This is a genomic window from Lutibacter sp. B1 (assembly GCF_012524075.1).
Lineage (GTDB): Bacteria > Bacteroidota > Bacteroidia > Flavobacteriales > Flavobacteriaceae > Lutibacter.
The window spans coordinates 74,676-99,692 of the sequence record NZ_JAAZUI010000010.1 but is presented as its reverse complement, the minus strand read 5'-3'; the positions used below and the strand labels follow the sequence as shown (position 1 = coordinate 99,692).

Genomic DNA, 25,017 nt, shown 5'->3' with positions numbered 1-25,017 from the left:
TTCTATGGAATCAAAAATTGAAAAATTAAATAGCAGAATTGCTTTAGCACATTTAGGCGGAGGTGAAGAAAGAATTAAAAAACAACATGCTAAAAAGAAATTAACAGCAAGAGAACGTATTGAATATTTATTAGATGAAGGCTCTTTTGAAGAAATGGGTGTTTTGGTTACACACCGTACAACAGATTTTGGTATGGAAAACGAAATTTATTTTGGAGATGGAGTTGTAACCGGCTATGGAACTATTAACGGCAGATTAGTGTATGTATTTGCCCAAGATTTTACAGTTTTTGGTGGCGCTCTTTCTGAAACTCATGCCGAAAAAATATGTAAAATAATGGATCAGGCAGTAAAGGTTGGAGCTCCTTTAATTGGATTGAACGACTCCGGTGGTGCTCGAATACAAGAAGGTGTACGATCTTTAGGTGGTTATGCCGATATTTTTTACAGAAATGTACAAGCGTCTGGTGTAATTCCTCAACTTTCAGCTATTATGGGTCCTTGTGCCGGTGGTGCTGTATATTCGCCTGCAATGACAGACTTTACATTGATGGTTGAAAACACAAGCTATATGTTTGTTACCGGCCCAAATGTTGTAAAAACCGTTACAAATGAAGAAGTAACCTCCGAAGAATTAGGAGGTGCAAGTACACATGCAACAAAATCGGGTGTTACACATATAACCTCTGCCAACGATATTCAATGTTTAGAAGATATTAAAACCCTTTTAAGCTATATCCCTCAAAATAATAGAGAAACCACTAAAAAATCACCTTATGAGTTAGGCGATGAAATTAGAGAGGTTTTAGAAGACTTGGTCCCTGAAGATACTCATAAACCTTACGATATGCATACTGTAATTAAGGGTATTATTGACGAAAATTCTTTTTTTGAAATTCATAAAGATTTTGCAAGTAATATTATTGTTGGATTTGCCAGAATTGCAGGCAGAAGTATTGGTATAGTTGCCAATCAACCTATGAGTTTAGCCGGATGTTTAGATGTTGACAGCTCTATAAAAGGAGCTCGTTTTACACGTTTTTGCGATTGTTTTAACATTCCTTTGTTGGTTCTGGTTGATGTTCCTGGATTTTTACCGGGAACGGATCAAGAATGGAATGCCATTATTACCAATGGAGCCAAACTTTTATATGCTTTAAGTGAAGCTACAGTTCCAAGAGTTACCGTAATTACACGAAAAGCTTATGGTGGTGCTTATGATGTAATGAACTCTAAGCATATTGGAGCAGATATGAACTTTGCCTGGCCAACTGCTGAAATTGCCGTAATGGGAGCTAAAGGTGCTGCTGAAATAATTTTTAAAAAAGAAATTAAAGAAGCTGATGACCCTATTGAAAAATGGAAAGAAAAAGAAGCCGAATATGCTAATAAATTTGCCGATCCATACAGAGCAGCAAGACGAGGTTTTATTGATGAGGTTATATACCCAAAAAACACACGTAGAAAATTAATAAAAGCGTTTCAAATGCTTGAAGGAAAGGAAGTAAATAGGCCTAAAAGAAAGCACGGAAATATTCCTTTATAAATAAAAAATCCCGAATCATGATTCGGGATTTTTTATTTTATTTTTAGAGAAATCTATACAATTTCAGCAGATAAACCTCTAGTTAATAAAGCAGTACAACGAGGTTTTAAATCGTTATACTCACCTGTTTTAACTGTACATTTTCCTTTATAATGAACTAAAATAGTACATTGTTCTGCCTGTTCTAATGTATGTTCACAAACTTCAATTAATGAGTCAATAACAAAATCAAAAGTATTTACATCATCATTGAACAAAACAATTTCATGTTGCTCTGTTTCTTGCTCCAAAACCTCAACTTCTTCTTGTATTTTTCTTTTTGTACTCATGCAGCTAAAATATAAATTATTTTAAATACTTCAAAGCCACCCAGTTATTACGTTCAATAATTTCATCAATCTTTAAATCGTATTTTGAAACTTCAGCATCAATAACAGGTATATCTTCATTGTAAAAACCACTTAATAAAAGTATTCCATTATCATTTAAACAATTAGCATAGGTTTTTATATCATTCAATAATATATTTCTATTAATATTTGCAATAATCACATCGTATTTTTTATTGATAAGCAATGAAGCATCTCCTTCATAAACTGAAATATGTGTACAGTTGTTTCTTTCTAAATTTTCAATTGAGTTTTCAAAACACCAACTGTCAATATCAATAGCATCAATAGGTTTGGCTCCTTTCATTTCAGCAAAAATGGCTAAAATTCCGGTTCCGCATCCCATATCCAACACTTTTTTATTTGTTAAATCCAGTTTTAATAAATGCTGAACCATCATATGAGTTGTTTCGTGATGACCAGTACCAAAACTCATTTTAGGTTCAATTACAATATCATACTTTAAGTTTGGATTTTCATGAAAAGGAGCTCTAATGCTCACCAAATTATCAACTTGAATTGGATTGAAATTTTTCTCCCATTCGCTGTTCCAATTGGTTTGTTCTATAACTTCTTTTGTGTAAGAAATTGTAAATTCATCAGATTTTAAACTATAAATATCATCTAAAATATGTTCATTCCAATCCTTTTCTTGAATATACGCCACTACTCCATCTTCATTTTCAACAAAACTCTCAAAACCGGCAAATCCTAATTCTGCAATTAAAATTTCGGTTCCGGGCTCTTTTGGAGTTACAGTAAAATTATATGATATATAAATATTATCCATTAATTAAATTGCATCAATAATTGCTTTAAAATCGTCTTTATTCAATGCCGCACCACCAATTAAGCCACCATCAACATCCGGTTTTGAAAAAATTTCTTCGGCATTAGCAGGTTTTACACTTCCGCCGTATAAAATTGAAACATCTTCAGCAACTTCACTAGTATATTTTTCAGCAACAATTTTTCTGATAAATGCGTGCATTTCTTGAGCTTGTTCAGGTGAAGCGGTTTCTCCTGTACCAATAGCCCAAACAGGTTCGTAAGCTAAAATAATATTTTTCCATGCTTTAGCTTCTAAATGAAATAAAGCATTTTTAATTTGACTTTCAACAACATCAAAATGTTTACCCGATTTTCTGTCTTCCAACACTTCACCAAAACAGAAAATTACTTCCATTTTATTTGCCAAAGCAGTATCTACTTTTTTTGCTAATAAAGCGTCAGTTTCACCAAAATATTCTCTTCTTTCAGAATGTCCTAAAATCACAATTTTTACACCAACAGATTTTAGCATTTCAGCAGAAACTTCACCGGTAAAAGCTCCATTTTTTTCAAAATGCATATTTTGTGCAGCAACTTCAACTTTAGTTTCTTTAGCAATTTTTGACACTTTATCTAAACTAACAAAGGTTGGAGCCACAATAACTCTAGTATTATTTAACGATTTCTTTTTAATACTTTTTGCTACTTTTTTTACCAATGATTTTGATTCCTCTAAATCGTTATTCATTTTCCAGTTACCAGCTACTATTTTTGCTCTCATTTTATTCTTTTTTTAATTAAATTTTATGTACAAAAATAATCAATATTACAGTGGTATTAAAAATTACTGTACATTAATTATACGAATTCGTTTTCGTGTGAACAACTTAGTTTAATCTTATTTTAGGATCTAGCAATCCATAAATAATATCAACCAAAATATTGATAATTATAAACATTAACGCAATTACCAACACGCTGGCCATAATTACCGGCAAATCTAACGTGTTTAAAGCGTTTACAATTTCTTTTCCTAAACCGTTCCAATTAAAAATATACTCTACAAAAACTGCACCGGCCAACATAGAAGCAAACCAACCTGAAACCGCTGTTACAACCGGATTTAAAGCATTTTTTAACGCATGTGTTTTTATTATTTTATAGGTTGAAAGCCCTTTTGATTTAGCTGTTCTAATATAATCTTGGTCTAAAACTTCTAACAAAGAATTTCTCATTAACTGAATAACAACCGCTAAAGGTCTGCTTCCTAAAACAATTGCCGGTAACAATAAATTTTTCCACTGAATATATATTTTCTCTCCAAAATCATCTACTTCATACAAACTGCCTGTCATGTTTAAATTAGTGTATTTATGCAATACAAAACCGAAGAACCAAGCAAATAAAATGGCTGAAAAGAACGATGGAACACTCATTCCAAAAGTACTTACTACCGAAATAATTCGGTCAAAAAAAGTATCTTTATACAAGGCTGAAAGAATTCCAAAAAATATGCCAACTACTATTGCAATTACAATTGCTGAAACAGCTAGAACAAAAGTATTAGGCAAAGTTTCTGCAATAACTTCCGAAACATTTTTATCATTTTTTTGAAATGATTTTCGCAAATAAGGATATTTTAGGGCTACTGTTCTATTTCCAACAGTAAACAACGATTTAAAAGTGTATTTATCATTATCTAAATAAGTGTAATTACCCGGATTTGTATTATGAATTGAAATAGGAGACAAATCGTTTAAATAATACAAATATTGCGTAAATTTTGGTTGATCAAATCCGTATTTTTTTCTGATATTTTGAAGCTGCTCACTATCCTCTCGCTGATCTAACATCATACGTGCAGGGTCACCGGGAATCACATTAAAAAGAAAAAAGATAACCGTTACCACACCAAAAAGGGTGAGCAATCCGTAAAAAAATTTATTTATAATATAGCTTAACAATTCCTATTATTTGATAAACAAATATAACTTAAAGTATTAAAATTAGTACTTTTGTTAAATTCTTTATTTAAACTCTATGACTAAACAAGAGCTAATTTCTCAAATTCAACAAAAAAAATCGTTTTTATGTATTGGTTTAGACGTTGATTTAGAAAAAATACCACCTCATTTATTACAAGAAGAAGATCCTATTTTTGAATTTAACAAACAAATAATAGACGCTACGCATCATTTAGCTGTTGCCTACAAACCCAATATCGCTTTTTATGAAGCTTATGGTTTAAAAGGTTGGAAAGCTTTAGAAAACACAATCAATTATATCAACAAAAATTATCCCGAGGTTTTTACAATCGCCGATGCAAAACGTGGAGATATTGGAAATACTTCTACAATGTATGCCAAAGCTTTTTTTAAAGATTTAAATTTTGATTCGGTTACTGTTGCACCTTATATGGGAAGTGATTCCGTAGAACCTTTTTTAGCTTTTAAAAATAAATTTACCATTTTACTTGCATTAACTTCAAACAAAGGCGGATTGGATTTTCAAGGATTAAAAACTGAAAAAGAAGAATTATATAAAGAAGTTATTAAAACGGCTTTAACTTGGAAAAATGCTGAAAATTTAATGTTTGTGGTTGGAGCTACCAAAGCTGAATATTTTACTGAAATTAGAAAAATTGTACCAAACCATTTTTTATTAGTTCCAGGAATTGGAGCCCAAGGCGGAAATTTACAAAATGTTTGTAAATATGGTTTAACTAAAGATTGTGGTTTGCTTATAAATTCATCCAGAGGAATTATTTATGCCGGTAATGATGAAAATTTTGCTGAAGCCGCTCAAGAAGAAGCATATAAACTACAACAAGAAATGGAGCAAATTCTTTTAAAATAAAGAAGCCAAGGTTAATGACTCCTTGGCTTGTATTAATTCAAACAATTACATTGCAGCTTTTCAATTTTATAAATTAATTCAAACAATTATACAATTGAAAACAAAGTTTATGTAATCATGTATCTAATTTACAACTAGATTTTCCTTAAAAAACTTATTTGATTTGAATTGCATTGTTTTTGATGTAAGTATAGACATAGCAATATTTTTCAACAAAAGAGGTCTTAAAGACCTCTTTTTAATCACTTTACAAAACTAATATCCCGGATTTTGAACAAGAGAATTGCTTTTACGCATTTCTTTTTCAGGAATTGGAAAAATTGTTCTATGATCTGAATTTGTTAAACCTGTAGGAACTCCAAGTAAATGTCTTCCTCCTTCCCTAACAACTGTTAAATTATTTCGCATAAGATCAAAAAATCGATGCCCTTCAAGTGCTAATTCTTTCCTTCTTTCTGTAAGTACATCATTTAAGTTAGGAGATGCCGGAACAATAATAGTTGGGTTAGCTCTTGTCATTATATTTCCCAAATACATATTAGCTTCGCTTGGTTTATTTGTTTTAACAGCGGCTTCGGCTGCGTTTAAATAAACTTCTGACAGTCTAATTACAGGTATATTATTTGTAACTACGGAACTACCTAATTTACCAGGCCATTTTTTAAAATATCCTTTTGCATTACCAGAATCATCCTCATCAAACATTAAGTTTCTTACATCATTAGGTTCAGATGAAATTAAATCTTCAAAAACTTGAGTGGTAATAACTGCTCCATAACCTCCTGTTGAAAAACTTGGTCCTACAACATAACCAATAGTTTCTCTTTGACCCGGATTATCAGCTTCGGTATTAACTATCTCAAAAATTCTTTCAGAATTAAAATCTACTCTAAATGAACCTACATATTCAGCATTTGGAACCAATGAGTAAGGACTATTATTTATGACATCTTTAGCGATGGTAAGTGATTCCGCATTTTTCTCCATATATAGATATACTCTTGATAACAAAGCTTTAACGGTCCATGTATTAAACCTTCCATCATTAATTCCAGTTGGAAGTAAATTAAGTGATTGTGTAAAATCTGAAACAACTTGATTGTACATTTCAGAAACTGTTGCTCTGGCAGGATCATCATCAACCGTTTGAACTGTTATAACCAACGGAGCTGCTAAAGCCGAGTTATCTACACTATAAGGTTTTCCAAATATACGTGCAAGATCAAAATGAATTAGAGCTCTCATCGCTAATGCTTCTCCTTTATATTGATTTTTCAAAATTTCATCGTCAGCTGTTTCAGTTTCAACAGCGTCAATATTTTCAATAATTGAATTTGCAATATTTAATACATAATATGCCTGATCCCAAAAATCACCGCCTCCATTTGTAGCTTCAGGAGTTTCATTAAACATATATAAACCTTGAGTTCTTTTACCTGTTTGTCTGGTTTGAAAATCATCACCCTTAACTTCCGGTACGGCCATCATAAAATAGCTATAGTACTCTGCTTCTTGCAAGCCACTATACATACCCAATACCGTTTGGCTAATTGCTGTTAAATCTTTAAAAGCTTCTGTAGGAGGTAAAGATTCTGATGGAGATACATCTAAAAAATCTTCCTCACAAGATGCAATAACAAGACTTAATATTAATATTGATATAATTTTTTTCATCTTTTATAAAATTTAATTTTTAAAATTGTAACTGTACATTAAAAGAATATGATTTAGTTGCAGGAATTCCTGTTCCTGTTTGACCTCCAACAAGTACCTCCGGATCATAAGCTTCATCTTTAGCCCAAGTCCATAAATTTGTAGCATTTATAGAAAACCTGATATTTGAAAATATTCCTGTTTTATCCAATACTTCTGTTGGTAAATTATATCCTAACGTAATATCTTTTAATCTTACATAAGTTCCATCATGTAATCTTCTGCTAGATTGAAAGTTAGCATTTGAAGCATCACCATATACTCTCATAGGATTTGATGCTTTATCTCCAGGTTGTTGCCATCTATCCAACTGTCCTTTTGGAATACCTTGATAAGGAAAACGTCCATCATTATTTAAATAATATGCGTAGTCATCATAGGTTTTTCCTCCAATGGTATAATTAAATAAAAATGTTAAATCAAAATCATTGTATTTAAATGAGTTTCTAACACCTCCAAAAAAGTCTGGATCCCATTTACCAACAACAGTACTTTCAGCTTCTGAACTCACAGAAGTTTTCTCTCTACCTGAAATAACATTTCCATTTTCATCAGTAGTATTTTTATACCACTCCCATTGACCTGTTTCAAGATTAACACCTGCTGCTTCTCTTAAATAATACGTATATCTAGACTTTCCTTCTCTTAAAATATATGGAAAATCTTGTATTTCTTCGCCGTTATACAATTTCTCAATTGTATTTTTATTATGTGCACCGGTTAGAGTTGTTGTCCATGAAAAATTCTCTTTTTCAATATTTTTAGATGTTATAGAAAATTCGATTCCCTTATTACTCATTTCACCAACGTTTTGCAGTATTGATTCGAAACCTGTTGATGTTAAAATTGGAACATCTTGTAATAAATCTTCTGTATATCTACTATAATATTCTACTGAACCGGAAATTTTATTATCAAACAAACCAAACTCAATACCTATATCATAATTTTTATTGGTTTCCCAAGTTAAATTTTCATTTGCTAATTGTGATGGATAAGCAGCTGTTTGATTATTATAACTTGCTGAGAAAGCATACAACGGTAAAGCACCTGTAAAACTATTTGGATAAGTTGCCGTTGTACCATAAGAACCTCTTAATTTAAGATAATTAACAAACTTATTATCTTTTAAGAAATCGTCTGAAAGCACCCAACCTCCTGAAACTGACCAGAAAGTACCCCATCTATTATCTTCACTCATTCTTGAGCTTCCATCATATCTAATAGATGCACTTAAATAATATTTATTATTATAGTTATACTGGGCTCTTGAAATATAGGATATTAACTTATCTTCTTGGAAATTAGTATCAGTATCTAACTCTTCTGCAGCTGTAGAAAAATCTTTCAATACATTATTTGGAAAATCTTGAACATCTGCAGCAAAATCGTCATATTCAGCCTTACTAACTTCGTATCCTGCCATTACATCTACATTGTGTTTATCGCTAAAAGTTTTTGTAAAGTTTAATGTGTTTGAAGTTGTTAAGGTTGATATTGTATTATGCGCTCTATATGCATAACCATTATAGTTTGAACCATCATTAGACTCTGGCCCCCAATATAATTCATCTTTATTAAAATAATAATCCCAACTATTTATTGATTTAAACATTAACCAATCGGTAAATTTTAATTGTATGTATGGTGTTGCAGAAATTCTAATTTGTCTTGAACCTTGTTCTGTTTGCCCTCTCTCGTACTCAGGGTTTGGAAATTGATTTTGAATATATGGCAGTAATTCTCCATCACTATTTCGAGTTGGATCTGTTGGATTATATGATATTAAATATGCAGTATATGGATTTGCATAAAACAAACCTTGATCCGGTACAGTATTTTGATCGGTATAACTTAATGTTGTATTTAATCCAAAAGATAATCTATCGTTGGCAGTATGATCAATATTACTTCTAATAGAATATCTTTTAAAATCAGATTCATAAACAACCCCTTCTTCATCATGAGCACCTATACTCATAAAAAATTTGGTTTTTTCTGTACCTCCCCTTACACTAAATTGATGTGATTTTACAACTCCTTTTCTAAAAAGAATTTTTTGCCAATCAGTATATCCATTTTCTGGTATTGGGAAAAGTTGCTCTAAATATAAATCTGCATTTTCATTAGACGTAGCTTCATCTTCGCCTTCAATATATTTAAATAAGTTGTAAATAGATTCTCTGGCAAGTTCTCTATAAATTTCACCTCCAACCATTTTTCTGTCTGTATTTTTCATTGCAATATCTGTTTCCCCAAAAGTTGATCTGTATTCAAAAACAGTTTTACCTAACTTTCCTTTTTTAGTTGTTATTACAATTACCCCATTTGCAGCTCTTGCTCCATATAATGATGCTGATGCTGCATCTTTTAAAACCGTAATATTTTCAATATCATTAGGATTTAATGTTGAAAGAACATTTGATGTTGAACTTGTAAAATTAGATTGATCTCCGGTAACTATTGGAACACCATCTATAACGTACAAAGGATTATTACTGGCATTTAACGAACCTACTCCTCTTAACCTTACAGAAGGAAAAGATCCTGGCTGTCCACTTGTTGAACCTACTTGAATACCTGAAATATTACCTTGTAAAGAATTTTGTACTGAAACCACCGGACTTTCTTTTAAAATATCATCAGCTTTTATACTTGAAATTGCACCTGTTGACTCTTTAAGCGTTGTAGTTCCATAAGCAACAACAACAACTTCATCTAATAAATTACTTTCAGCTTTAAGCGTAATATTAATTGTATTAGATACACCAACTGTTTTTTCAATAGTAGACATTCCTACATAACTAAATTGAAGTATATCTCCAATATTGGCCATTATTGAGTAATTACCATCAAAATCAGTTAAAACTCCTTGACTTGTGCCTTTAATAACAATATTAACACCTGGCAAAGGACCGCTTTCTTCAGATACTACTGTACCTGATATTGTTTTCTCTTGACCATAAATACTTATACAAGTACCTAATAAAAATAGTAGAGAAATCAAAAATTTGTAACCTAGATTCATGAATTTCATTTTAAATTAATATTAAGCTAATATATCAAGGTTAACCAGGCGTTGAGTTTACGGTGAAGTGAGTTGATACTTTTTTGATGTAAAATTGTATAGTATTTATTATGAAGAACTTAATTAACTATACGATCAAAATGACATAAATTTAAAGGGCTTTTTTATCTTCTTTTTTAGTTTATAGTTAAATTTGACCTATAAATATTTTAATTTAATGCTTTTCATTTTACAAAAAAATGATTTAAAGAGGATGTTATTTGATTTGTATACCTGTTTTTTAGGTTTTAAAATGTAGTTTTTAGATTTAAATTAACATTTATCAATTCCACAACTATTATTTAAGTCTTTATTTTGTAAATAATTAATATCTACCAAATACCAATATTAATTTTATGTTATGAAAATAAGTACTCTGATAGTTGATGATGAAGCACTCGCAAGACAACGTTTAGTTAATTTGGTTAATGATGTACCTAAACTAGAATTGATTGGGGAATGTGCTACCGGTAAAGAGGCTATAACCGCAATTAACGACCTTGAACCCGATGTGGTTTTTTTAGACATTCAAATGACTGATATGAATGGTTTTGAAGTACTTGAAAAAATCATCGTTGATAAAAAACCTATCGTGGTTTTTGTTACCGCTTATAACGAATATGCTCTAAAAGCTTTCGATTTTTTTGCCTTTGATTATTTGCTTAAACCTTATAAAGACGATCGCTTTTTTAAATCAATAGACAATATTATTAACTTTATCAATAATAAAACACACAGCCCGTTTGAAGATAAAATTAACGATCTGCTAAAATATGTTAAAGCAGGCGAAACCAATACTTGTTACTCAGAGAAAATACCTGTTAAATTAGGAAACAAAGTTCATTTTATAAATGTGTGCGATGTAAAATATATTCTTGCTTCAGGTTATTATGCTGAAATATACACAAATGAAAAAAAACATTTATTAAGAGAATCGCTAAGTAATTTAATTGAACTACTTGATCCTAATAAATTTATACGAATTCATAGATCTACCATAGTAAGTTTAAATGAAATAAGTGAATTAATTAACTCTAATTATGGAGAAATTGATGTTAAAATGAATGATAAAACCATGTTTAGAGTTAGTAAAAGCTACAAAAAATTATTTTTAACAAAAATGGGATTATAAAAAAATGAAAAAATATATTGATAAAAGACTGCTAAAAATACTTATCCTTTTTTATACAATTACATCTATAATTTCATTTTTAAAAATTGTTTATTTAAAAGTTAATGGCTATGGTTATGAATTTTCCGAATGGAAAGATATCATATTTGAAGGGGTAATTTTAGACTGGTTAATTGTAATCGCTTTTATGTCAATTATTGCAATAACCACTAAAATTATGATCAACAAAAAAATGAAATGGAAATATATTATAAGTATTCATTTGTTTTTTTCATTGTTTATAGGTGTTGTAATCTACTTTATTTCATCAATTATTTACCTAATAACCGGACAAATTACTTTTGCTGAAATAGATGTTAGAAGTCATTTTGCTGGAATAATATCAGTAATAGATTTAAATTTTTTAATCTATTTTTCAATGATTAGTATAGTTTACTCATTCTATTATTTTGAAAAAACAAAAAAAACAGAACTCGAAAAATCTCAATTAGCAAATCAACTTACAAATGTTAAAATGAATGTTCTTAAATATAAGTTACACCCTCATTTTTTATTTAACACACTTAACAGTATTTCTTCATTAATTGAAACCGACACTAAATTAGCTCAAAATACAGTTGCTGATTTTGGTGATTTATTAAGAGATTTATTAGATTTAAAAGACACCAATCTGATACCTTTAAAAGAAGAAATAAGCATTGTAAAAAGGTATTTAGATATAATGTCTCTCCGATATTCCGATCATTTAACCGTTAAAATTAATTTTGACAAAAAGCTCAACAAAATTTTAGTTCCCAGTTTAATTTTATTACCTATTGTAGAAAACTCCATAAAACATGGTTATTCATACGATTTCACAAATTTAACTATAGAACTATCTATTATAAGAAAAGATGAAAACATTGTGTTTACAATTAAAAATAATGGAGCTCCTTTAAATACAAGAAAGAAAAAATATGGGAATGGATTACAAAATACTATAGACCGTTTAAAAATTTTATACAATAACAACTTTACATATACAATGAAAAATGTTGAGAATAAAAAAGGTGTTATTACCACTATAAAACTACCAATTACATAAATTAACATTTTTTGAGATTAAAAGTTAAAATATGGTTAATGTAGTGTTAAAGCTGTAACATAAGCATCTCTTTTCAGTCATTAAAATATAACTTTAATCAAACTCAAAAAATTATATTATGAAAAATCTATTTTTTTTATTAGTATTTCTTTTTAGTACAGCAACTATTAATTTACAAGCCAATACAATCCCAAATACAACTCCAATAAATAAAATTATAAAATCAAACCCTGTTAAAAAGGTAAACTCAAAAGCTGATAAAAAGAACAATTCTTTTTTATTATGGAGCAATCCATATAAGTTAAGTACTTTTTGTAGATTGATACAATTAGGAAATTACGAAGCTGTTAAGAATCTTATTAAAAGTGGTGAAAATGTAAATAAAGAATCTAACAAGCTTACTCCTTTAATGTACGCTGCCAGACATAATAGAGTTGAAATTCTTCAATTACTTATAAATAGTGGAGCTAATTTAAAAGCAAAATCAAATAAAGGTTATACAGCTTTAGACTGGGCCAAAATGTCTGATGCTAAAGAAGCATATATTGTACTTCAAACAGCATTAAAAAAACAAAAAAAATAAATCACCCCTCTATATAAAAAATAGTTTAAGTACTTTTATATTTTATTTTTGAAGATAAAATATGAAGACTTTTAAAGACCAATTAGGAAGAGAAATCTCTTTAAAAAATACCCCAAAAAGAATAATTTCATTAGTTCCTTCGCAAACCGAATTATTGTGTGATTTAGCTCTTGAGAACGAGCTGGTTGGTATTACAACTTTTTGCGTACACCCTTATCATTTAAAATCTACTAAAGCTATTGTTGGTGGTACAAAAAAAGTAGATTTCGAAAAAATAATAGCCCTTAAACCCGATTTTATTTTATGCAATAAAGAAGAAAATACCTATGATTTTCTACCTAAATTAGAACAAATTGCTCCTACCTACTTTTCTGATGTAAATTCTATTGATGACTCTCTTCAACTAATAAAAGATTTAGGAACTATTCTAAATAGAAGAACCGAAAGTACCAACCTCATTCAAAAACTTGAATACAAGTTAAACAATTTTAAAGAGTTTATAAAAGATAAAGAAACTAAAAAAGTTGCTTATTTTATTTGGTTTAAACCTTGGATGGTTACCGGAAATGACACATATATAAATGAAATATTAAAGCTTAATAAATTTGAAAATATTTACGCTAATATGAGTCGTTATCCAAAAGTAGAAATTGATAAAATACGACATGAAGGCGATCCTGATATTATAATTTTATCCTCAGAACCATTTCACTTTAAAGATGAACATGCAATTGAAATTGCAACATTTACAAACCGTTCAATAACTGTTTTTGGAGACGGACAAATGTTTAGTTGGTATGGCTCTCGCCTTCTTTTAGCTTTGGATTATTTTAAAGAACTTCATAAAAAATTAGAAAGTCATTTTTAGTTGAATATAAAACATTGCTGCATTTTATCATGGCTTCGACTTCGCTCAGCCACCAAATATTTAATCTTGTAAAGCAAAAACCTGTTTTAATAAATTAGAGGTTCGTTTATTTACATTTTCTCTAATACCCTTTTCTTCAACTTCAACCATAGTGTAAACTCCTTTTAAAGCTTCACCTGTAACATAATCGGTTAAATCAGGATTTACATCGGTTGTTAAAGGTAAATTATTATACTTTGTAATTAAATCTGTCCAAATTTTATCGGCTCCAACTTTTTGAAAAGAACTATTAATAATGGGTTTAAATTTTTGGTAAAGCTGGGCTGATGTAGTGTTTTTTAAATACTGTGTTGCCGCATCGTCATTTCCTAATAAAATAGTTTTAGCATCAGTAAAAGTCATTCCTTTTATAGCTTCAACAAAAATTGGAATGGCCTCACCTACAGCATCTTCTGCTGCTCTATTCAATAATTTAAGTCCTTCATCTGCTACACTTGACAACCCTATATTACGCAACGTATTATCAACTTTTTGAAGTTCAGCCGGCAACATAATTTTAACCAGTTCATTTTTATAAAAGCCATCTTGTACCGCAAGAGTACTTACTTGATTGGTTATACCTTTATTTAAAGCTTCCTTTAAACCACTGGCTATTTGTTCATTTGTTATACCTCCACTGGTTGGTAGTTGACTCACAACTTGTTGTAATTCTGCACATGCACTAAGCTGAAATACAATAATTAACGCAATTACTTTTTTCATTTTTTTTTATTATATATTATTTTTAAAACTATCGGTTTTTTTATCATAACCGTAAGGACAGTGTTTACAACCACTTTTACAGCAATAACCTCTTTTTAAATGATAGTGTTCTGTAAAAACTCTATACCCAACTTCATTTATATAATAATCTTCTTCAGAAAAATTATTTAATTTATTTTCTATCATAGTGCTAAAGTAATTTTTTTAGTCATCAATACAAACTCTTTTCTGTTTTAACAATTACAAAACAAAATAGTATTCATCTATATTAAAATAAAAATAATCAATTTTTATTATCAAAAATTTATACATAAATTTACATAAAACCTAAAATTAAATACTTTGTGAATACTACTACTATTGACTTATATATATCTTATATATTTCAAGCGCATATTTTATAAAAATATAAACACATTATATTCAGTTATTTAATTAAAATAATTACTATTTAACTAAAAATTTAAAAATGGATCCTTCACTATTAAAATGCGTATTTATATCAAGCAAAAGATATAAAAAAGAGCTCTTAATAAATCAAAATGAAGTTTCAATTTTATATTCATTTATCAAAAACATCATAAATAATGAAGTTATGATACTAAATACCAATTTAGGATTGGATATTTATTATCTTTCTTCAATAGACTGTAAAAATATAATTGAAAATTCCTTTTTTATTATTACAACAAAAAAACAAAATAGAGCAAATGAATATAGAGTTAAAACATTAACTACTTTGACTGAAATTTCGAATAGATTTTTTGATTTATCAACTATGCCTATAGCATTTACCTGCTATTCAAAAAACTTGGTTTGCCAATTAAAAACCCTAAACATTCACAATAAACAAATTGTTGATCTTCTACTTAAAATATGGCAAAAAACAACAAACTTAAGTGTATTAAACGCATTAAATTCTAATCAATCAAATTCTGTAAAAAACTTATTAGTAAAAAATTCTTTGAATCCAATTAGGAATAATTAAAAAAATTAAAAAACATAAAAAAAGCAACTTAATAAGTTGCTTTTTTTATAAAATTTATTTTTTATTTCCAGGCGGATAATTTGCTAAAATCTCAGCTACAAATTCTTTAATTCTTTCTTCTTTTTTAGCAACATCTCCACTAGTATTTAAAGCTCCACTACCTATACCTTGCCAAGCTAATTCTTTCTTTTCAGCATCAATTAAATCAATAAACAAGGTTCCTTCAGTATAGTTTGAAATATGAGTTCCATAATTTGGTCCATAATACCAAGGATACCAACCATAATACATATTGTCATTATAAATATCAACTTTTTGACGTGATTTTGTAAAAATATTCACTAATAAATCAGGGTTTTCAGATTTTGTAAAGCCTTTAGCTAGCAATTCACTTTCAACCGCTTTTAAAATTCGTCTTTTATCCAAATCAGAAATATCAACTTTATCAATACCTTTTTTATAAAAAGCAAAAGTTTTGTATTGAGAGAAGTCGGCTTTAGTATCGTAATCAGTAGTAACTTTAACTGAACTACACGATGCTACTAAAAAAAGCAGCAACAACGGAAATAATTTTATAACTCTCATATAAATATAATTTTAACAGTTAAAACAATTTATGTAACAACGTATCTTCAACTAAATTTGGTAAGGTAACCTTTAATTTAGGCTCAACTTCCATTGCCCTTTTAATTGCAAAAGTTGCGCCATTATTACGCGCCCAATTTCTTCTCGAAATACCATTATTTACATCCCAAAAAAGCATACTTTTTAAACGCTTTTCTGCTTCTATACTACCATCAAGAACCATACCAAAACCACCGTTTATAACTTCTCCCCAGCCTACTCCTCCTCCATTATGTATTGACACCCAAGTTGCGCCTCTAAAACTGTCGCCAATTACATTTTGAATAGCCATATCAGCCGTAAATTGTGAACCATCATAAATATTTGAGGTTTCTCTGTACGGAGAATCAGTACCGGAAACATCGTGATGATCGCGTCCTAAAACAATTGGTTCACTAATTTCTCCGTTTTTTATAGCGTTGTTAAAAGCTTCAGCAATTTTCATTCTTCCTTCTGCATCGGCATATAAAATACGCGCTTGTGAACCCACTACCAATTTATTTTCCTGAGCTCCCTTAATCCACTGAATATTATCGGCCATTTGTTGTTGAATTTCTTCCGGTGAATTTTTCCTAATCTCTTCTAAAACTTCACAAGCTATTGCATCAGTTTTTTCTAAATCTAAAGGATTAGCACTGGTACATACCCAACGGAAAGGTCCAAAACCATAATCAAAACACATTGGACCCATAATATCTTGCACATAAGAAGGGTAAGCCCATCTCTCTATCTCTTCCCCAAGGGAAGAAAAGCTTTCTTTGTCATAAAAATTACCTTTTGAATCTTTATAAATTTTAGCCCCTGCTCTACTGGCTTCTAATAAAAAAGCATTTCCATAATCAAAAAAGTAAGTACCTTTTACTGTGTGCTTATTAATTGCTGCCACTTGTCTTTGTATACTTTCCTGAACTTTTTCTTTAAACAGTTTAGGATTTTCAGCCATCATTTTATTGGCTTCTTCAAAAGAAATTCCAACTGGATAATAACCTCCGGCCCAAGGATTATGTAAAGATGTTTGGTCGGAGCCTAAATCAATGTAAATTTTTTCTTCATCAAACTTTTCCCAAACATCAACTATATTTCCTAAATAAGCTATCGAAACAATTTCTTTATTCACTTTCGCTTTTTTCACTCTTAAAACCAAGTCGTTCAAATCATTAAAAACTTCATCAACCCAACCTTGCGAATGACGTGTATGTACGGCTTTTTGATTTACTTCAGCACAAACTGTAATACAACCTGCAATATTTCCTGCTTTTGGTTGCGCTCCACTCATACCGCCCAAACCGGATGTTACAAATAATTTTCCACTTAAATCTTCTCCATACTTAGCTATTTTTCTACCGGCGTTCAAAACTGTAATTGTTGTTCCGTGCACAATTCCCTGCGGACCAATATACATATAACTTCCGGCAGTCATTTGTCCGTATTGTGTAACTCCCAAAGCATTGTATTTTTCCCAATCATCTTGTTTACTGTAATTTGGAATCATCATCCCGTTAGTTACCACAACTCTTGGTGCATTTCTGTGTGAAGGAAATAAACCCATTGGATGACCGGAATACATTACCAATGTTTGGTCTTCGCCCATTTCACTCAAATACTGCATTGTTAATAAATACTGCGCCCAATTTTGAAAAACAGCACCGTTTCCACCATACGTAATTAGTTCGTGAGGATGCTGCGCTACAGCAACATCCAAATTATTCTGAATCATGTGCATAATGGCTTTTGCCTGTTTACACTTTCCGGGATATTCATTTATAGGCCTTGCATACATTTTGTAATCAGGTATAAAACGATACATATAAATTCTACCGTACGCATTCAACTCTTCAGCAAACTCTTTAGCTAAAACCGTATGATGCTGTTTATCAAAATAACGTAATGCATTTTTTACAGCTAACTCCTTTTCTGTTTTAGTTAAAATATCTTTACGCTTTGGTGCGTGATTTAAAGTAGTGTCGTATGTTTTTTTTAAAGGTAATTCCTTTGGTATTCCTTGTTGTATTTGTTCTTTAAATGATATCATAATTGGTATTTTAGAACGTTGTTTTTTGTAAAACCAACATCTTATTAAATTTTATGTGAAGTATAAAATAGTTAAATATCTTATTATTGCATCTTAAACAAAGATACTATATTTTGGTTTGATTTTTGTTAATGATGATGTACTATGATTGTTATTTTTAAACATATAATTCCAAAACCATACAGTGGCTTAACAATTTTTCCTTTCATTTTTTTGAAAAGTAAAAACTATAAAATGAATGCAATTTTAGTAAATCACGAAAAAATTCATTTAAAACAACAAATAGAACTATTATGGATTTTCTTTTTTGTTTGGTATTTAACGGAATATGCTTTTCTTCTTATAAAATTCAGAAAACACGATATGGCTTACAAAAACATAAGTTTTGAAAAAGAAGCTTATGCTTTTGAAAATGATTTAACTTATTTAAAAAGAAGAAAACCTTATAATTTTTTTAAATTTATCAGGTAAAAACCACTGTTTTATTATTAAATACCATCACTTTACGTTTGGTGTGCAAATTAATAGCTCTTGATAAAACTATTTTTTCTAAATCTTTTCCTTTTAAAATGAAATCTTTTATGGTGTGCGTATGAGAAACTCTGGTAATATCTTGCTCAATTATTGGACCTTCATCTAAATCTTCGGTTACATAATGGCTGGTAGCTCCAATAATTTTAACACCTCTTTTATAAGCCGAATGATACGGTTTTGCTCCGGGAAAAGCAGGTAAAAACGAATGATGTATATTGATAATTCTATTAGGATATTCTTCTATTAATTTTGATGAAAGAATTTGCATATAACGCGCCAAAACAATAAAATCAATAGTATGTTCTTTCAATAATTTTAATTGAGCATCTTCAGCTTCTTGTTTCGTTTCTTTTGTAACTCTTATATAATAGTAGGGTATTTTAAAACTCTTTGCAATATGTTCTAAATCAGGATGATTACTTATTATCAAAGGAATTTCAACCTCTAATTCACCCGAACTGTACCTGCTTAAAATATCATACAAACAATGGTCGTATTTTGAAACAAATAGTGCCATTTTAGGTTTTTGGTCAGAATCAAACATCCTCCAATTCATTACAAATTTTTCAGCAACTGTATTGGTAAAATACGTTTTTAAACTATTTAATGAAAATGTTTCTTTTGAAAATTCACATTCCAATCGCATAAAAAACATTTCATCTATTCTATCAACATGCTGATCTATATACACAATATTTCCTTGTTGAGCATGAATAAAACTTGTTACTGTTGCTATTATTCCCTGACTGTCTTTACAATTTATAAGTAATGTAATTCGTTTCATTTTACACAAATAATTAAAGTTTAAAATTATATAAAAAAAGTACAGCCTTCTGTAAATTTTTAAATCTTTGTAATTTGACAATATTTTTATTGTATTTTTAAAAAATTCATAAATTGCAATTAAAATACAAGCTTATTTTACGAAATGAAAAAAATATCAGCCTATAAACCCATAAATAAAGTACGAATTGTAACTGCTGCTTCGCTTTTTGACGGCCACGATGCTGCCATAAATATTATGCGTAGAATTATTCAGGCAACCGGAGTTGAAGTGATTCATTTGGGACATGACAGAAGTGTTGAAGAAGTTGTAAACTGTGCCATACAAGAAGATGCTAATGCCATTGCTATGACATCTTACCAAGGAGGTCATAATGAGTATTTTAAATACATGTATGATCTATTGCAAGAAAAAGGTGCTTCTCAAATTAAAATTTTTGGCGGCGGTGGCGGTGTAATTCTTCCTGAAGAAATTAAAGAATTAATAGATTATGGAATTACACGCATTTATTCTCCTGATGATGGAAGAGAAATGGGGTTACAAGGAATGATAAATGATATGATTGAAAAGTGCGATTTCCCTGTCCCATCCTTAATCCTTCCCAAAGGAAAGGAAATAGAAAAAAGCTTAAAAAACAAAGACGTAAATACCATTGCTCGTTTAATTTCAATAGCTGAAAACAGACACGATGAATATCTTTCTTTATTTTCCTCTTTAGAGAAATTTAAGAATAATAAAGGAGTGGTTTTAGGAATTACAGGAACAGGCGGCTCCGGAAAATCATCAATCGTTGATGAGTTAGTGAGACGTTATTTAATTGATTTTCCGAAAAAAACAATTGCAATAGTCTCTGTTGATCCTTCAAAACGAAAAACCGGAGGTGCTTTGTTAGGCGATAGAATTAGAATGAATGCAATTAAAAATAACCGTGTTTACATGCGTTCGTTGGCTACTCGTCAATCTAATTTAGCATTATCTAAACACGTTAGCGATGCTGTTGCAATTTTAAAAATTGCCGGTTTTGATTTGGTGATTTTAGAAACTTCAGGTATTGGACAAAGTGATACTGAAATTTTAGATCATTCTGATGTTTCTTTATATGTTATGACTCCCGAATACGGTGCTGCCACGCAATTGGAAAAAATTGATATGATTGATTTTGCAGATGTTATTGCGCTTAATAAATTTGATAAACGTGGTGCTTTGGATGCATTACGAGATGTTAAAAAACAATACCAACGCAATCATAATTTATGGGAAAGAAATATAGAGACAATGCCTGTTTACGGTACAATTGCCTCTCAATTTAATGATCCGGAAACTAATGAATTGTACGCAATCATCATTCAAAAATTAAATGAAAAAACAGAAGCTAAATTTGAGAGTTCACTTGAATTATCAGGAAAATTAAGTGAAAAACAGTTTATTATTCCACCTAACAGAACGCGCTATTTATCTGAAATAACTGAAACTAACAGAGCTTACAATAAAACTGCACAAGAACAAAAAGAAGTTGCTCAAAAATTATACGGAATTTATAAAACCATTGAATCTGTTTCAAATATAAACATTGAATTAAATCAAATTGGTTTAGATGAAGATGAGATTCTGAAACAAGTTCAGAATGACGAAAAGAAGGAATTAATTGCTCTTTTATTAAAAGAATTTTCAAGAGTAAAAATGGATTTAAATCCACATAACTGGAATATTATTATAAATTGGGAAGCTAAAAAACAAGCCTACAAAAAAGATATTTATTCCTATAAAGTTAGAGGTAAAGAAATAAATATTAAAACACATAGTGAGTCTTTATCTCACATTCAAATTCCAAAAATTTCGTTACCGAAATACGAAGCTTGGGGAGATATTTTGCTTTGGAGTTTAGAAGAAAATGTTCCCGGTGAGTTTCCTTTTACTTCCGGTCTTTTTCCTTTTAAAAGAACTAGTGAAGATCCAACAAGAATGTTTGCCGGTGAAGGTGGACCTGAACGTACCAACCGACGTTTTCATTATGTGAGTTTAGGTTTACCTGCCAAACGATTGTCTACAGCTTTTGACTCGGTAACTTTATACGGAAACGATCCTCATATTAGACCTGACATTTATGGAAAAATTGGTAATGCAGGAGTTTCAATTTGTTGTTTAGACGATGCTAAAAAACTGTATTCGGGATTCGATTTAACAAATCCTATAACTTCTGTTTCTATGACAATTAACGGTCCGGCTCCAATGATGCTTGGCTTTTTTATGAATGCAGCTATTGATCAAGAATGTGAAAAATATATTATTAAAAATGGCTTAAAAGATGATGTTGAAGCGAAAATCACTTCAATTTATAAAGAAAAAAATGTTGAACGTCCTCAATATCAAGGTGAACTACCGGAAGGAAATAACGGTTTAGGATTATTCCTTTTAGGTGTTACAGGCGATGAAGTTCTTCCTTCAGAAATTTATCAAAAAATTAAAGCTGAAACTATTTCGAAAGTTAGAGGAACTGTACAAGCCGATATTTTAAAGGAAGATCAGGCGCAAAATACTTGTATTTTCTCTACTGAATTTGCACTGCGTTTAATGGGCGATGTACAGGAATATTTTATCAATAATAATGTTCGAAACTTCTATTCGGTTTCCATTTCCGGCTATCACATTGCAGAAGCCGGAGCAAATCCAATTTCACAATTAGCATTTACTTTGGCAAATGGTTTTACCTATGTTGAATACTATTTATCAAGAGGAATGGACATCAATAAATTTGGTCCAAATTTGTCATTCTTCTTTTCAAATGGTGTAGATCCTGAATATGCCGTAATTGGCAGAGTTGCCCGTAAAATTTGGGCAAAAGCGATGAAAAATAAATACGGAGCAAATGAAAGAGCTCAAATGTTAAAATATCATATTCAAACATCAGGCAGAAGTTTACATGCGCAAGAAATTGATTTTAATGATATTCGAACTACGCTCCAGGCTCTATATGCAATTTACGACAATTGTAATAGCTTACACACCAACGCGTATGATGAAGCTATTACAACTCCAACCGAAGAAAGTGTGCGCCGAGCCATGGCAATTCAGTTAATTATTAATAAAGAATTAGGATTAGCCAAAAATGAAAATCCTATACAAGGCTCATTTATTATTGAAGAATTAACCGATCTGGTTGAAGAAGCCATTTATGTTGAATTTGATAGAATTACTGAGCGTGGTGGTGTGCTTGGAGCTATGGAAACCATGTACCAACGCAGTAAAATTCAGGAAGAAAGTTTGTATTATGAAACCTTAAAACACAATGGTGAATTTCCTATTATTGGTGTAAATACATTTTTAAGCAGTAAAGGTTCTCCAACTATTTTACCTCAAGAAGTAATTAGAGCTACTGAAGAAGAAAAACAATATCAAATTAAAGTTGTTGAAAATTTAAATAGTGGGAATTCTTCAAAAGTTGAAGAGCAACTTAAATTATTAAAACATAAAGCCATCAATAATGAAAACATTTTTGAACAATTAATGGAAGCTTGTAAAGTTTGTTCTATTGGACAAATTACAGAGGCTTTATTTGAAGTTGGCGGACAATATAGAAGAAATATGTAGTTTTTTTTAATTTAAATGCATCTTTTTCGTCTATTTCAAGTCTATTAGGTGAATTTAAAATTTATAAAAATGAAAAAACAATGCGAATGTACTTGTGACTCTTGTAATGAAGGAAATTGTAAAAGCTGTTCTTGCAAAAATTGTACATGTACAAACTGTAACTGCTAAAATATGACTACAAATCAAGTTTGGAATAATTATTCGGCAGACTTAAAACAATTTATCATCAGCAAAGTAAAAGACTCATCTATTGCTGATGATATTTTGCAGGATACTTTTATTAAAATCCATACAAAACTTCATACACTAAAGGATTTAAACAAATTAAAACCTTGGATATTTTCTATTGCCAGAAATTCAATTTTAGATTATTTTAAAACTCGAAAACAAACTTTTGATTTACCTTATTTAGCAACGGAAATAGAACCTGAAGATAAAAATCATACTGAAAAAGATTGTTTAAGTGGCATTTTAAAAAACCTTCCAAAAAAATATAGAGATCCTTTATTTTTATCTGACATTAAAGGTCTCAAACAGAAAGAAATTTCTAAAACTTTAAACCTTCCTTTACCAACTATTAAATCTCAAATTCAACGGGCAAGAAAACTAATTGCACAAGGGTTTATAGATTGTTGTGGCTTTGTTATTAATGACAAAGGAGTTCTACAAGGTGAGATAAAAGATAAAAAAGACTGTGTAGTGTTTGTAAGTAAAATTACAGTATAGAATTCACATAATTTTTATGAATTTTACGTAATGATATTAACTCTTTGCGTAACATTCTAACAAAATCTTTTCCGTGAATTCTTGTACGTTCCAAGTTTAAACAATCTTGGTAAATTTTATCAATAAAATAACGAAGACGTTTGGCGTATTTCAACTTTTTATCTGTAGAAACTTCAGTTTCAACCTCTACAACTTTTGGAACTAATTGAAATGAATTCATAATCAAGTTATCAGCATAATTATCAGTTTTTTCTCCAGATTTATACATCGAGATCACACTTTTATCATCAGTTATATACGCTGCAACTCTTCTAGATAATTGAAAAATATCTAAAGATTTCTGATAAATAGGCGATAAATTTAAATCTATATTAACTGCTTTCATTTTTTAGTAACTAATAGTACTCAAATTTACATAGTAAACATTTAGAATACATTTAAATATTAAAGCACAAGGTGTATTTTCTTTAAATTTTAATATTTTTATACTTAAATTCATTAAAAATGAAATTAGACTCTTTAAACTGGAAAATTCTTGAATGTTTACAACAAAATGCGAGACAAACAAACACTCAAATTGCAAAACAAGTTGGTATAAGTTCTCCTGCTGTATCCGAACGAATAAAAAAAATGGAAGACATGGGAGTTATTGAAGGTTATTTTGCTAAAGTCTCCCACTTTGAAACTGACCACCAGCTTAAAGCAATTATTACATTAAAAGCCTTTATGGGAAGACTAAAGCCATTTTTACAAACTGTTTCAAATTTTGATGAAATAGTAAATTGTTATCGAATTACAGGGGATGAAAATATTGTGATGGAAGTTGTTTTAAAAAACCAAAAGCATCTAGAAAAATTTATAGATCAATTAATTACTTATGGTGAAACAAGTACACATATAGTGCTATCTAATGTTGTAGAAAACAATCCAATAATTAAAAGAACTTAGTTCTTAAATTAAAAGTTTTAAA

The 25,017-nt window shown here is 29.9% G+C and carries 23 protein-coding genes; 11 read left to right on the top strand and 12 right to left on the bottom strand.

Annotation, left to right across the window (positions count from 1 at the left end; translation table 11 throughout):
- Positions 1-4 precede the first annotated feature (4 nt).
- Positions 5-1,546 (top strand): acyl-CoA carboxylase subunit beta, encoded by a 1,542-nt coding sequence (locus HGB55_RS07730; protein ID WP_168816271.1) that lies wholly within the window; start codon positions 5-7, stop codon positions 1,544-1,546.
- 53 nt (positions 1,547-1,599) lie between these two features.
- Here HGB55_RS07730 and HGB55_RS07725 read toward each other — a convergent pair whose 3' ends face one another.
- From HGB55_RS07725 to HGB55_RS07710, 4 genes are all read right to left on the bottom strand, one after another.
- Positions 1,600-1,875, bottom strand: a complete 276-nt coding sequence (locus tag HGB55_RS07725) for an ATP-dependent Clp protease adaptor ClpS (RefSeq protein ID WP_168816269.1) — start codon at positions 1,873-1,875, stop codon at positions 1,600-1,602.
- Positions 1,876-1,891: 16 nt separating this feature from the next.
- The gene (prmA, locus tag HGB55_RS07720) at positions 1,892-2,725 is read right to left on the bottom strand and encodes a 50S ribosomal protein L11 methyltransferase (RefSeq protein WP_168816268.1); all 834 of its coding nucleotides are present in this window, start codon (positions 2,723-2,725) and stop codon (positions 1,892-1,894) included.
- Positions 2,726-2,728: 3 nt separating this feature from the next.
- Positions 2,729-3,487 (bottom strand): triose-phosphate isomerase, encoded by a 759-nt coding sequence (gene tpiA / locus HGB55_RS07715; RefSeq protein WP_168816266.1) that lies wholly within the window; start codon positions 3,485-3,487, stop codon positions 2,729-2,731.
- Positions 3,488-3,593: 106 nt separating this feature from the next.
- On the bottom strand, positions 3,594-4,670 hold the full coding sequence (locus tag HGB55_RS07710) for an ABC transporter permease (RefSeq protein ID WP_168816264.1): 1,077 nt from the start codon (positions 4,668-4,670) through the stop codon (positions 3,594-3,596).
- A 76-nt stretch (positions 4,671-4,746) separates the two neighbouring features.
- Between HGB55_RS07710 and pyrF the strand changes: the two genes are divergently transcribed.
- Complete coding sequence (gene pyrF, locus HGB55_RS07705; RefSeq protein WP_168816262.1) at positions 4,747-5,562, top strand: orotidine-5'-phosphate decarboxylase; 816 nt, start codon at positions 4,747-4,749, stop codon at positions 5,560-5,562.
- A gap of 255 nt (positions 5,563-5,817) precedes the next feature.
- Here the strand turns inward: pyrF and HGB55_RS07700 are convergent, their stop codons facing one another.
- Both HGB55_RS07700 and HGB55_RS07695 read right to left on the bottom strand, forming a co-directional pair.
- A complete protein-coding gene (locus HGB55_RS07700) occupies positions 5,818-7,236 on the bottom strand; it encodes a RagB/SusD family nutrient uptake outer membrane protein (RefSeq protein WP_168816260.1) in 1,419 nt (472 codons plus the stop codon).
- 19 nt (positions 7,237-7,255) lie between these two features.
- Positions 7,256-10,303, bottom strand: a complete 3,048-nt coding sequence (locus HGB55_RS07695) for a TonB-dependent receptor (protein ID WP_168816258.1) — start codon at positions 10,301-10,303, stop codon at positions 7,256-7,258.
- 400 nt (positions 10,304-10,703) lie between these two features.
- On the opposite strand from HGB55_RS07695, the gene HGB55_RS07690 reads away from it, so the two are divergent.
- The 4 genes from HGB55_RS07690 (at position 10,704) to HGB55_RS07675 (ending at position 14,009) form a co-directional block, all read left to right on the top strand.
- Positions 10,704-11,474, top strand: coding sequence for a LytTR family DNA-binding domain-containing protein (locus HGB55_RS07690; RefSeq protein WP_211047369.1), 771 nt, complete (start codon positions 10,704-10,706; stop codon positions 11,472-11,474).
- 4 nt (positions 11,475-11,478) lie between these two features.
- On the top strand, positions 11,479-12,558 hold the full coding sequence (locus HGB55_RS07685; RefSeq protein WP_168816256.1) for a sensor histidine kinase: 1,080 nt from the start codon (positions 11,479-11,481) through the stop codon (positions 12,556-12,558).
- 118 nt (positions 12,559-12,676) lie between these two features.
- Positions 12,677-13,141: an ankyrin repeat domain-containing protein gene (locus HGB55_RS07680; protein WP_168816255.1), complete on the top strand. Its 465-nt coding sequence runs from the start codon at positions 12,677-12,679 to the stop codon at positions 13,139-13,141.
- Between the two features lie 61 nt (positions 13,142-13,202).
- Positions 13,203-14,009 (top strand): ABC transporter substrate-binding protein, encoded by an 807-nt coding sequence (locus HGB55_RS07675; protein WP_168816253.1) that lies wholly within the window; start codon positions 13,203-13,205, stop codon positions 14,007-14,009.
- Between the two features lie 60 nt (positions 14,010-14,069).
- Here HGB55_RS07675 and HGB55_RS07670 read toward each other — a convergent pair whose 3' ends face one another.
- Together HGB55_RS07670 and HGB55_RS07665 are read right to left on the bottom strand one after the other, a co-directional pair.
- A complete protein-coding gene (locus tag HGB55_RS07670; protein WP_168816251.1) occupies positions 14,070-14,771 on the bottom strand; it encodes a DUF4197 domain-containing protein in 702 nt (233 codons plus the stop codon).
- A 9-nt stretch (positions 14,772-14,780) separates the two neighbouring features.
- Positions 14,781-14,957, bottom strand: coding sequence for a DUF5522 domain-containing protein (locus HGB55_RS07665; RefSeq protein WP_168816249.1), 177 nt, complete (start codon positions 14,955-14,957; stop codon positions 14,781-14,783).
- Between the two features lie 283 nt (positions 14,958-15,240).
- Between HGB55_RS07665 and HGB55_RS07660 the strand changes: the two genes are divergently transcribed.
- Complete coding sequence (locus HGB55_RS07660; protein WP_168816247.1) at positions 15,241-15,759, top strand: hypothetical protein; 519 nt, start codon at positions 15,241-15,243, stop codon at positions 15,757-15,759.
- A 54-nt stretch (positions 15,760-15,813) separates the two neighbouring features.
- Here the strand turns inward: HGB55_RS07660 and HGB55_RS07655 are convergent, their stop codons facing one another.
- Entirely contained in the window at positions 15,814-16,344 is a 531-nt protein-coding gene (locus HGB55_RS07655) for a DUF4136 domain-containing protein (protein WP_168816245.1), read from the bottom strand.
- Positions 16,345-16,363: 19 nt separating this feature from the next.
- The gene (locus tag HGB55_RS07650; protein WP_168816308.1) at positions 16,364-18,412 is read right to left on the bottom strand and encodes a urocanate hydratase; all 2,049 of its coding nucleotides are present in this window, start codon (positions 18,410-18,412) and stop codon (positions 16,364-16,366) included.
- Between the two features lie 147 nt (positions 18,413-18,559).
- On the opposite strand from HGB55_RS07650, the gene HGB55_RS07645 reads away from it, so the two are divergent.
- Positions 18,560-18,886, top strand: coding sequence for a hypothetical protein (locus tag HGB55_RS07645; RefSeq protein WP_168816243.1), 327 nt, complete (start codon positions 18,560-18,562; stop codon positions 18,884-18,886).
- Here the strand turns inward: HGB55_RS07645 and purU are convergent.
- Complete coding sequence (purU, locus tag HGB55_RS07640; RefSeq protein ID WP_168816241.1) at positions 18,879-19,733, bottom strand: formyltetrahydrofolate deformylase; 855 nt, start codon at positions 19,731-19,733, stop codon at positions 18,879-18,881. The genes HGB55_RS07645 and purU overlap by 8 nt on opposite strands.
- Before the next feature lie 144 nt (positions 19,734-19,877).
- On the opposite strand from purU, the gene HGB55_RS07635 reads away from it, so the two are divergent.
- Positions 19,878-23,321: a methylmalonyl-CoA mutase family protein gene (locus HGB55_RS07635; protein ID WP_168816239.1), complete on the top strand. Its 3,444-nt coding sequence runs from the start codon at positions 19,878-19,880 to the stop codon at positions 23,319-23,321.
- Between the two features lie 171 nt (positions 23,322-23,492).
- Positions 23,493-24,047 carry a sigma-70 family RNA polymerase sigma factor gene (locus HGB55_RS07630; RefSeq protein WP_168816237.1) on the top strand — a complete coding sequence of 185 codons (555 nt, stop codon included), beginning with the start codon at positions 23,493-23,495 and terminating at the stop codon, positions 24,045-24,047.
- On the opposite strand, the gene HGB55_RS07625 is transcribed toward HGB55_RS07630, so the two are convergent.
- Positions 24,037-24,432: a hypothetical protein gene (locus HGB55_RS07625; RefSeq protein WP_168816235.1), complete on the bottom strand. Its 396-nt coding sequence runs from the start codon at positions 24,430-24,432 to the stop codon at positions 24,037-24,039. The two genes, HGB55_RS07630 and HGB55_RS07625, sit on opposite strands and share 11 nt — an antisense overlap.
- Before the next feature lie 119 nt (positions 24,433-24,551).
- Here HGB55_RS07625 and HGB55_RS07620 point away from each other — a divergent pair, with 119 nt between their 5' ends.
- Positions 24,552-24,995, top strand: a complete 444-nt coding sequence (locus tag HGB55_RS07620) for an Lrp/AsnC family transcriptional regulator (RefSeq protein WP_168816233.1) — start codon at positions 24,552-24,554, stop codon at positions 24,993-24,995.
- The last annotated feature ends 22 nt before the right edge of the window (positions 24,996-25,017 follow it).

Bases quoted from the DNA above. Each gene is read 5' to 3' on its own strand.
- HGB55_RS07730 (WP_168816271.1), top strand. From the start codon at position 5: ATGGAATCAAAAATTGAAAAATTAAATAGCAGAATTGCTTTAGCACAT.
- HGB55_RS07725 (WP_168816269.1), bottom strand. From the start codon at position 1,875: ATGAGTACAAAAAGAAAAATACAAGAAGAAGTTGAGGTTTTGGAGCAA.
- prmA (WP_168816268.1), bottom strand. From the start codon at position 2,725: ATGGATAATATTTATATATCATATAATTTTACTGTAACTCCAAAAGAG.
- tpiA (WP_168816266.1), bottom strand. From the start codon at position 3,487: ATGAGAGCAAAAATAGTAGCTGGTAACTGGAAAATGAATAACGATTTA.
- pyrF (WP_168816262.1), top strand. From the start codon at position 4,747: ATGACTAAACAAGAGCTAATTTCTCAAATTCAACAAAAAAAATCGTTT.
- HGB55_RS07700 (WP_168816260.1), bottom strand. From the start codon at position 7,236: ATGAAAAAAATTATATCAATATTAATATTAAGTCTTGTTATTGCATCT.
- HGB55_RS07695 (WP_168816258.1), bottom strand. From the start codon at position 10,303: ATGAATCTAGGTTACAAATTTTTGATTTCTCTACTATTTTTATTAGGT.
- HGB55_RS07690 (WP_211047369.1), top strand. From the start codon at position 10,704: ATGAAAATAAGTACTCTGATAGTTGATGATGAAGCACTCGCAAGACAA.
- HGB55_RS07685 (WP_168816256.1), top strand. From the start codon at position 11,479: ATGAAAAAATATATTGATAAAAGACTGCTAAAAATACTTATCCTTTTT.
- HGB55_RS07680 (WP_168816255.1), top strand. From the start codon at position 12,677: ATGAAAAATCTATTTTTTTTATTAGTATTTCTTTTTAGTACAGCAACT.
- HGB55_RS07675 (WP_168816253.1), top strand. From the start codon at position 13,203: ATGAAGACTTTTAAAGACCAATTAGGAAGAGAAATCTCTTTAAAAAAT.
- HGB55_RS07670 (WP_168816251.1), bottom strand. From the start codon at position 14,771: ATGAAAAAAGTAATTGCGTTAATTATTGTATTTCAGCTTAGTGCATGT.
- HGB55_RS07665 (WP_168816249.1), bottom strand. From the start codon at position 14,957: ATGATAGAAAATAAATTAAATAATTTTTCTGAAGAAGATTATTATATA.
- HGB55_RS07660 (WP_168816247.1), top strand. From the start codon at position 15,241: ATGGATCCTTCACTATTAAAATGCGTATTTATATCAAGCAAAAGATAT.
- HGB55_RS07655 (WP_168816245.1), bottom strand. From the start codon at position 16,344: ATGAGAGTTATAAAATTATTTCCGTTGTTGCTGCTTTTTTTAGTAGCA.
- HGB55_RS07645 (WP_168816243.1), top strand. From the start codon at position 18,560: ATGATTGTTATTTTTAAACATATAATTCCAAAACCATACAGTGGCTTA.
- purU (WP_168816241.1), bottom strand. From the start codon at position 19,733: ATGAAACGAATTACATTACTTATAAATTGTAAAGACAGTCAGGGAATA.
- HGB55_RS07635 (WP_168816239.1), top strand. From the start codon at position 19,878: ATGAAAAAAATATCAGCCTATAAACCCATAAATAAAGTACGAATTGTA.
- HGB55_RS07630 (WP_168816237.1), top strand. From the start codon at position 23,493: ATGACTACAAATCAAGTTTGGAATAATTATTCGGCAGACTTAAAACAA.
- HGB55_RS07625 (WP_168816235.1), bottom strand. From the start codon at position 24,432: ATGAAAGCAGTTAATATAGATTTAAATTTATCGCCTATTTATCAGAAA.
- HGB55_RS07620 (WP_168816233.1), top strand. From the start codon at position 24,552: ATGAAATTAGACTCTTTAAACTGGAAAATTCTTGAATGTTTACAACAA.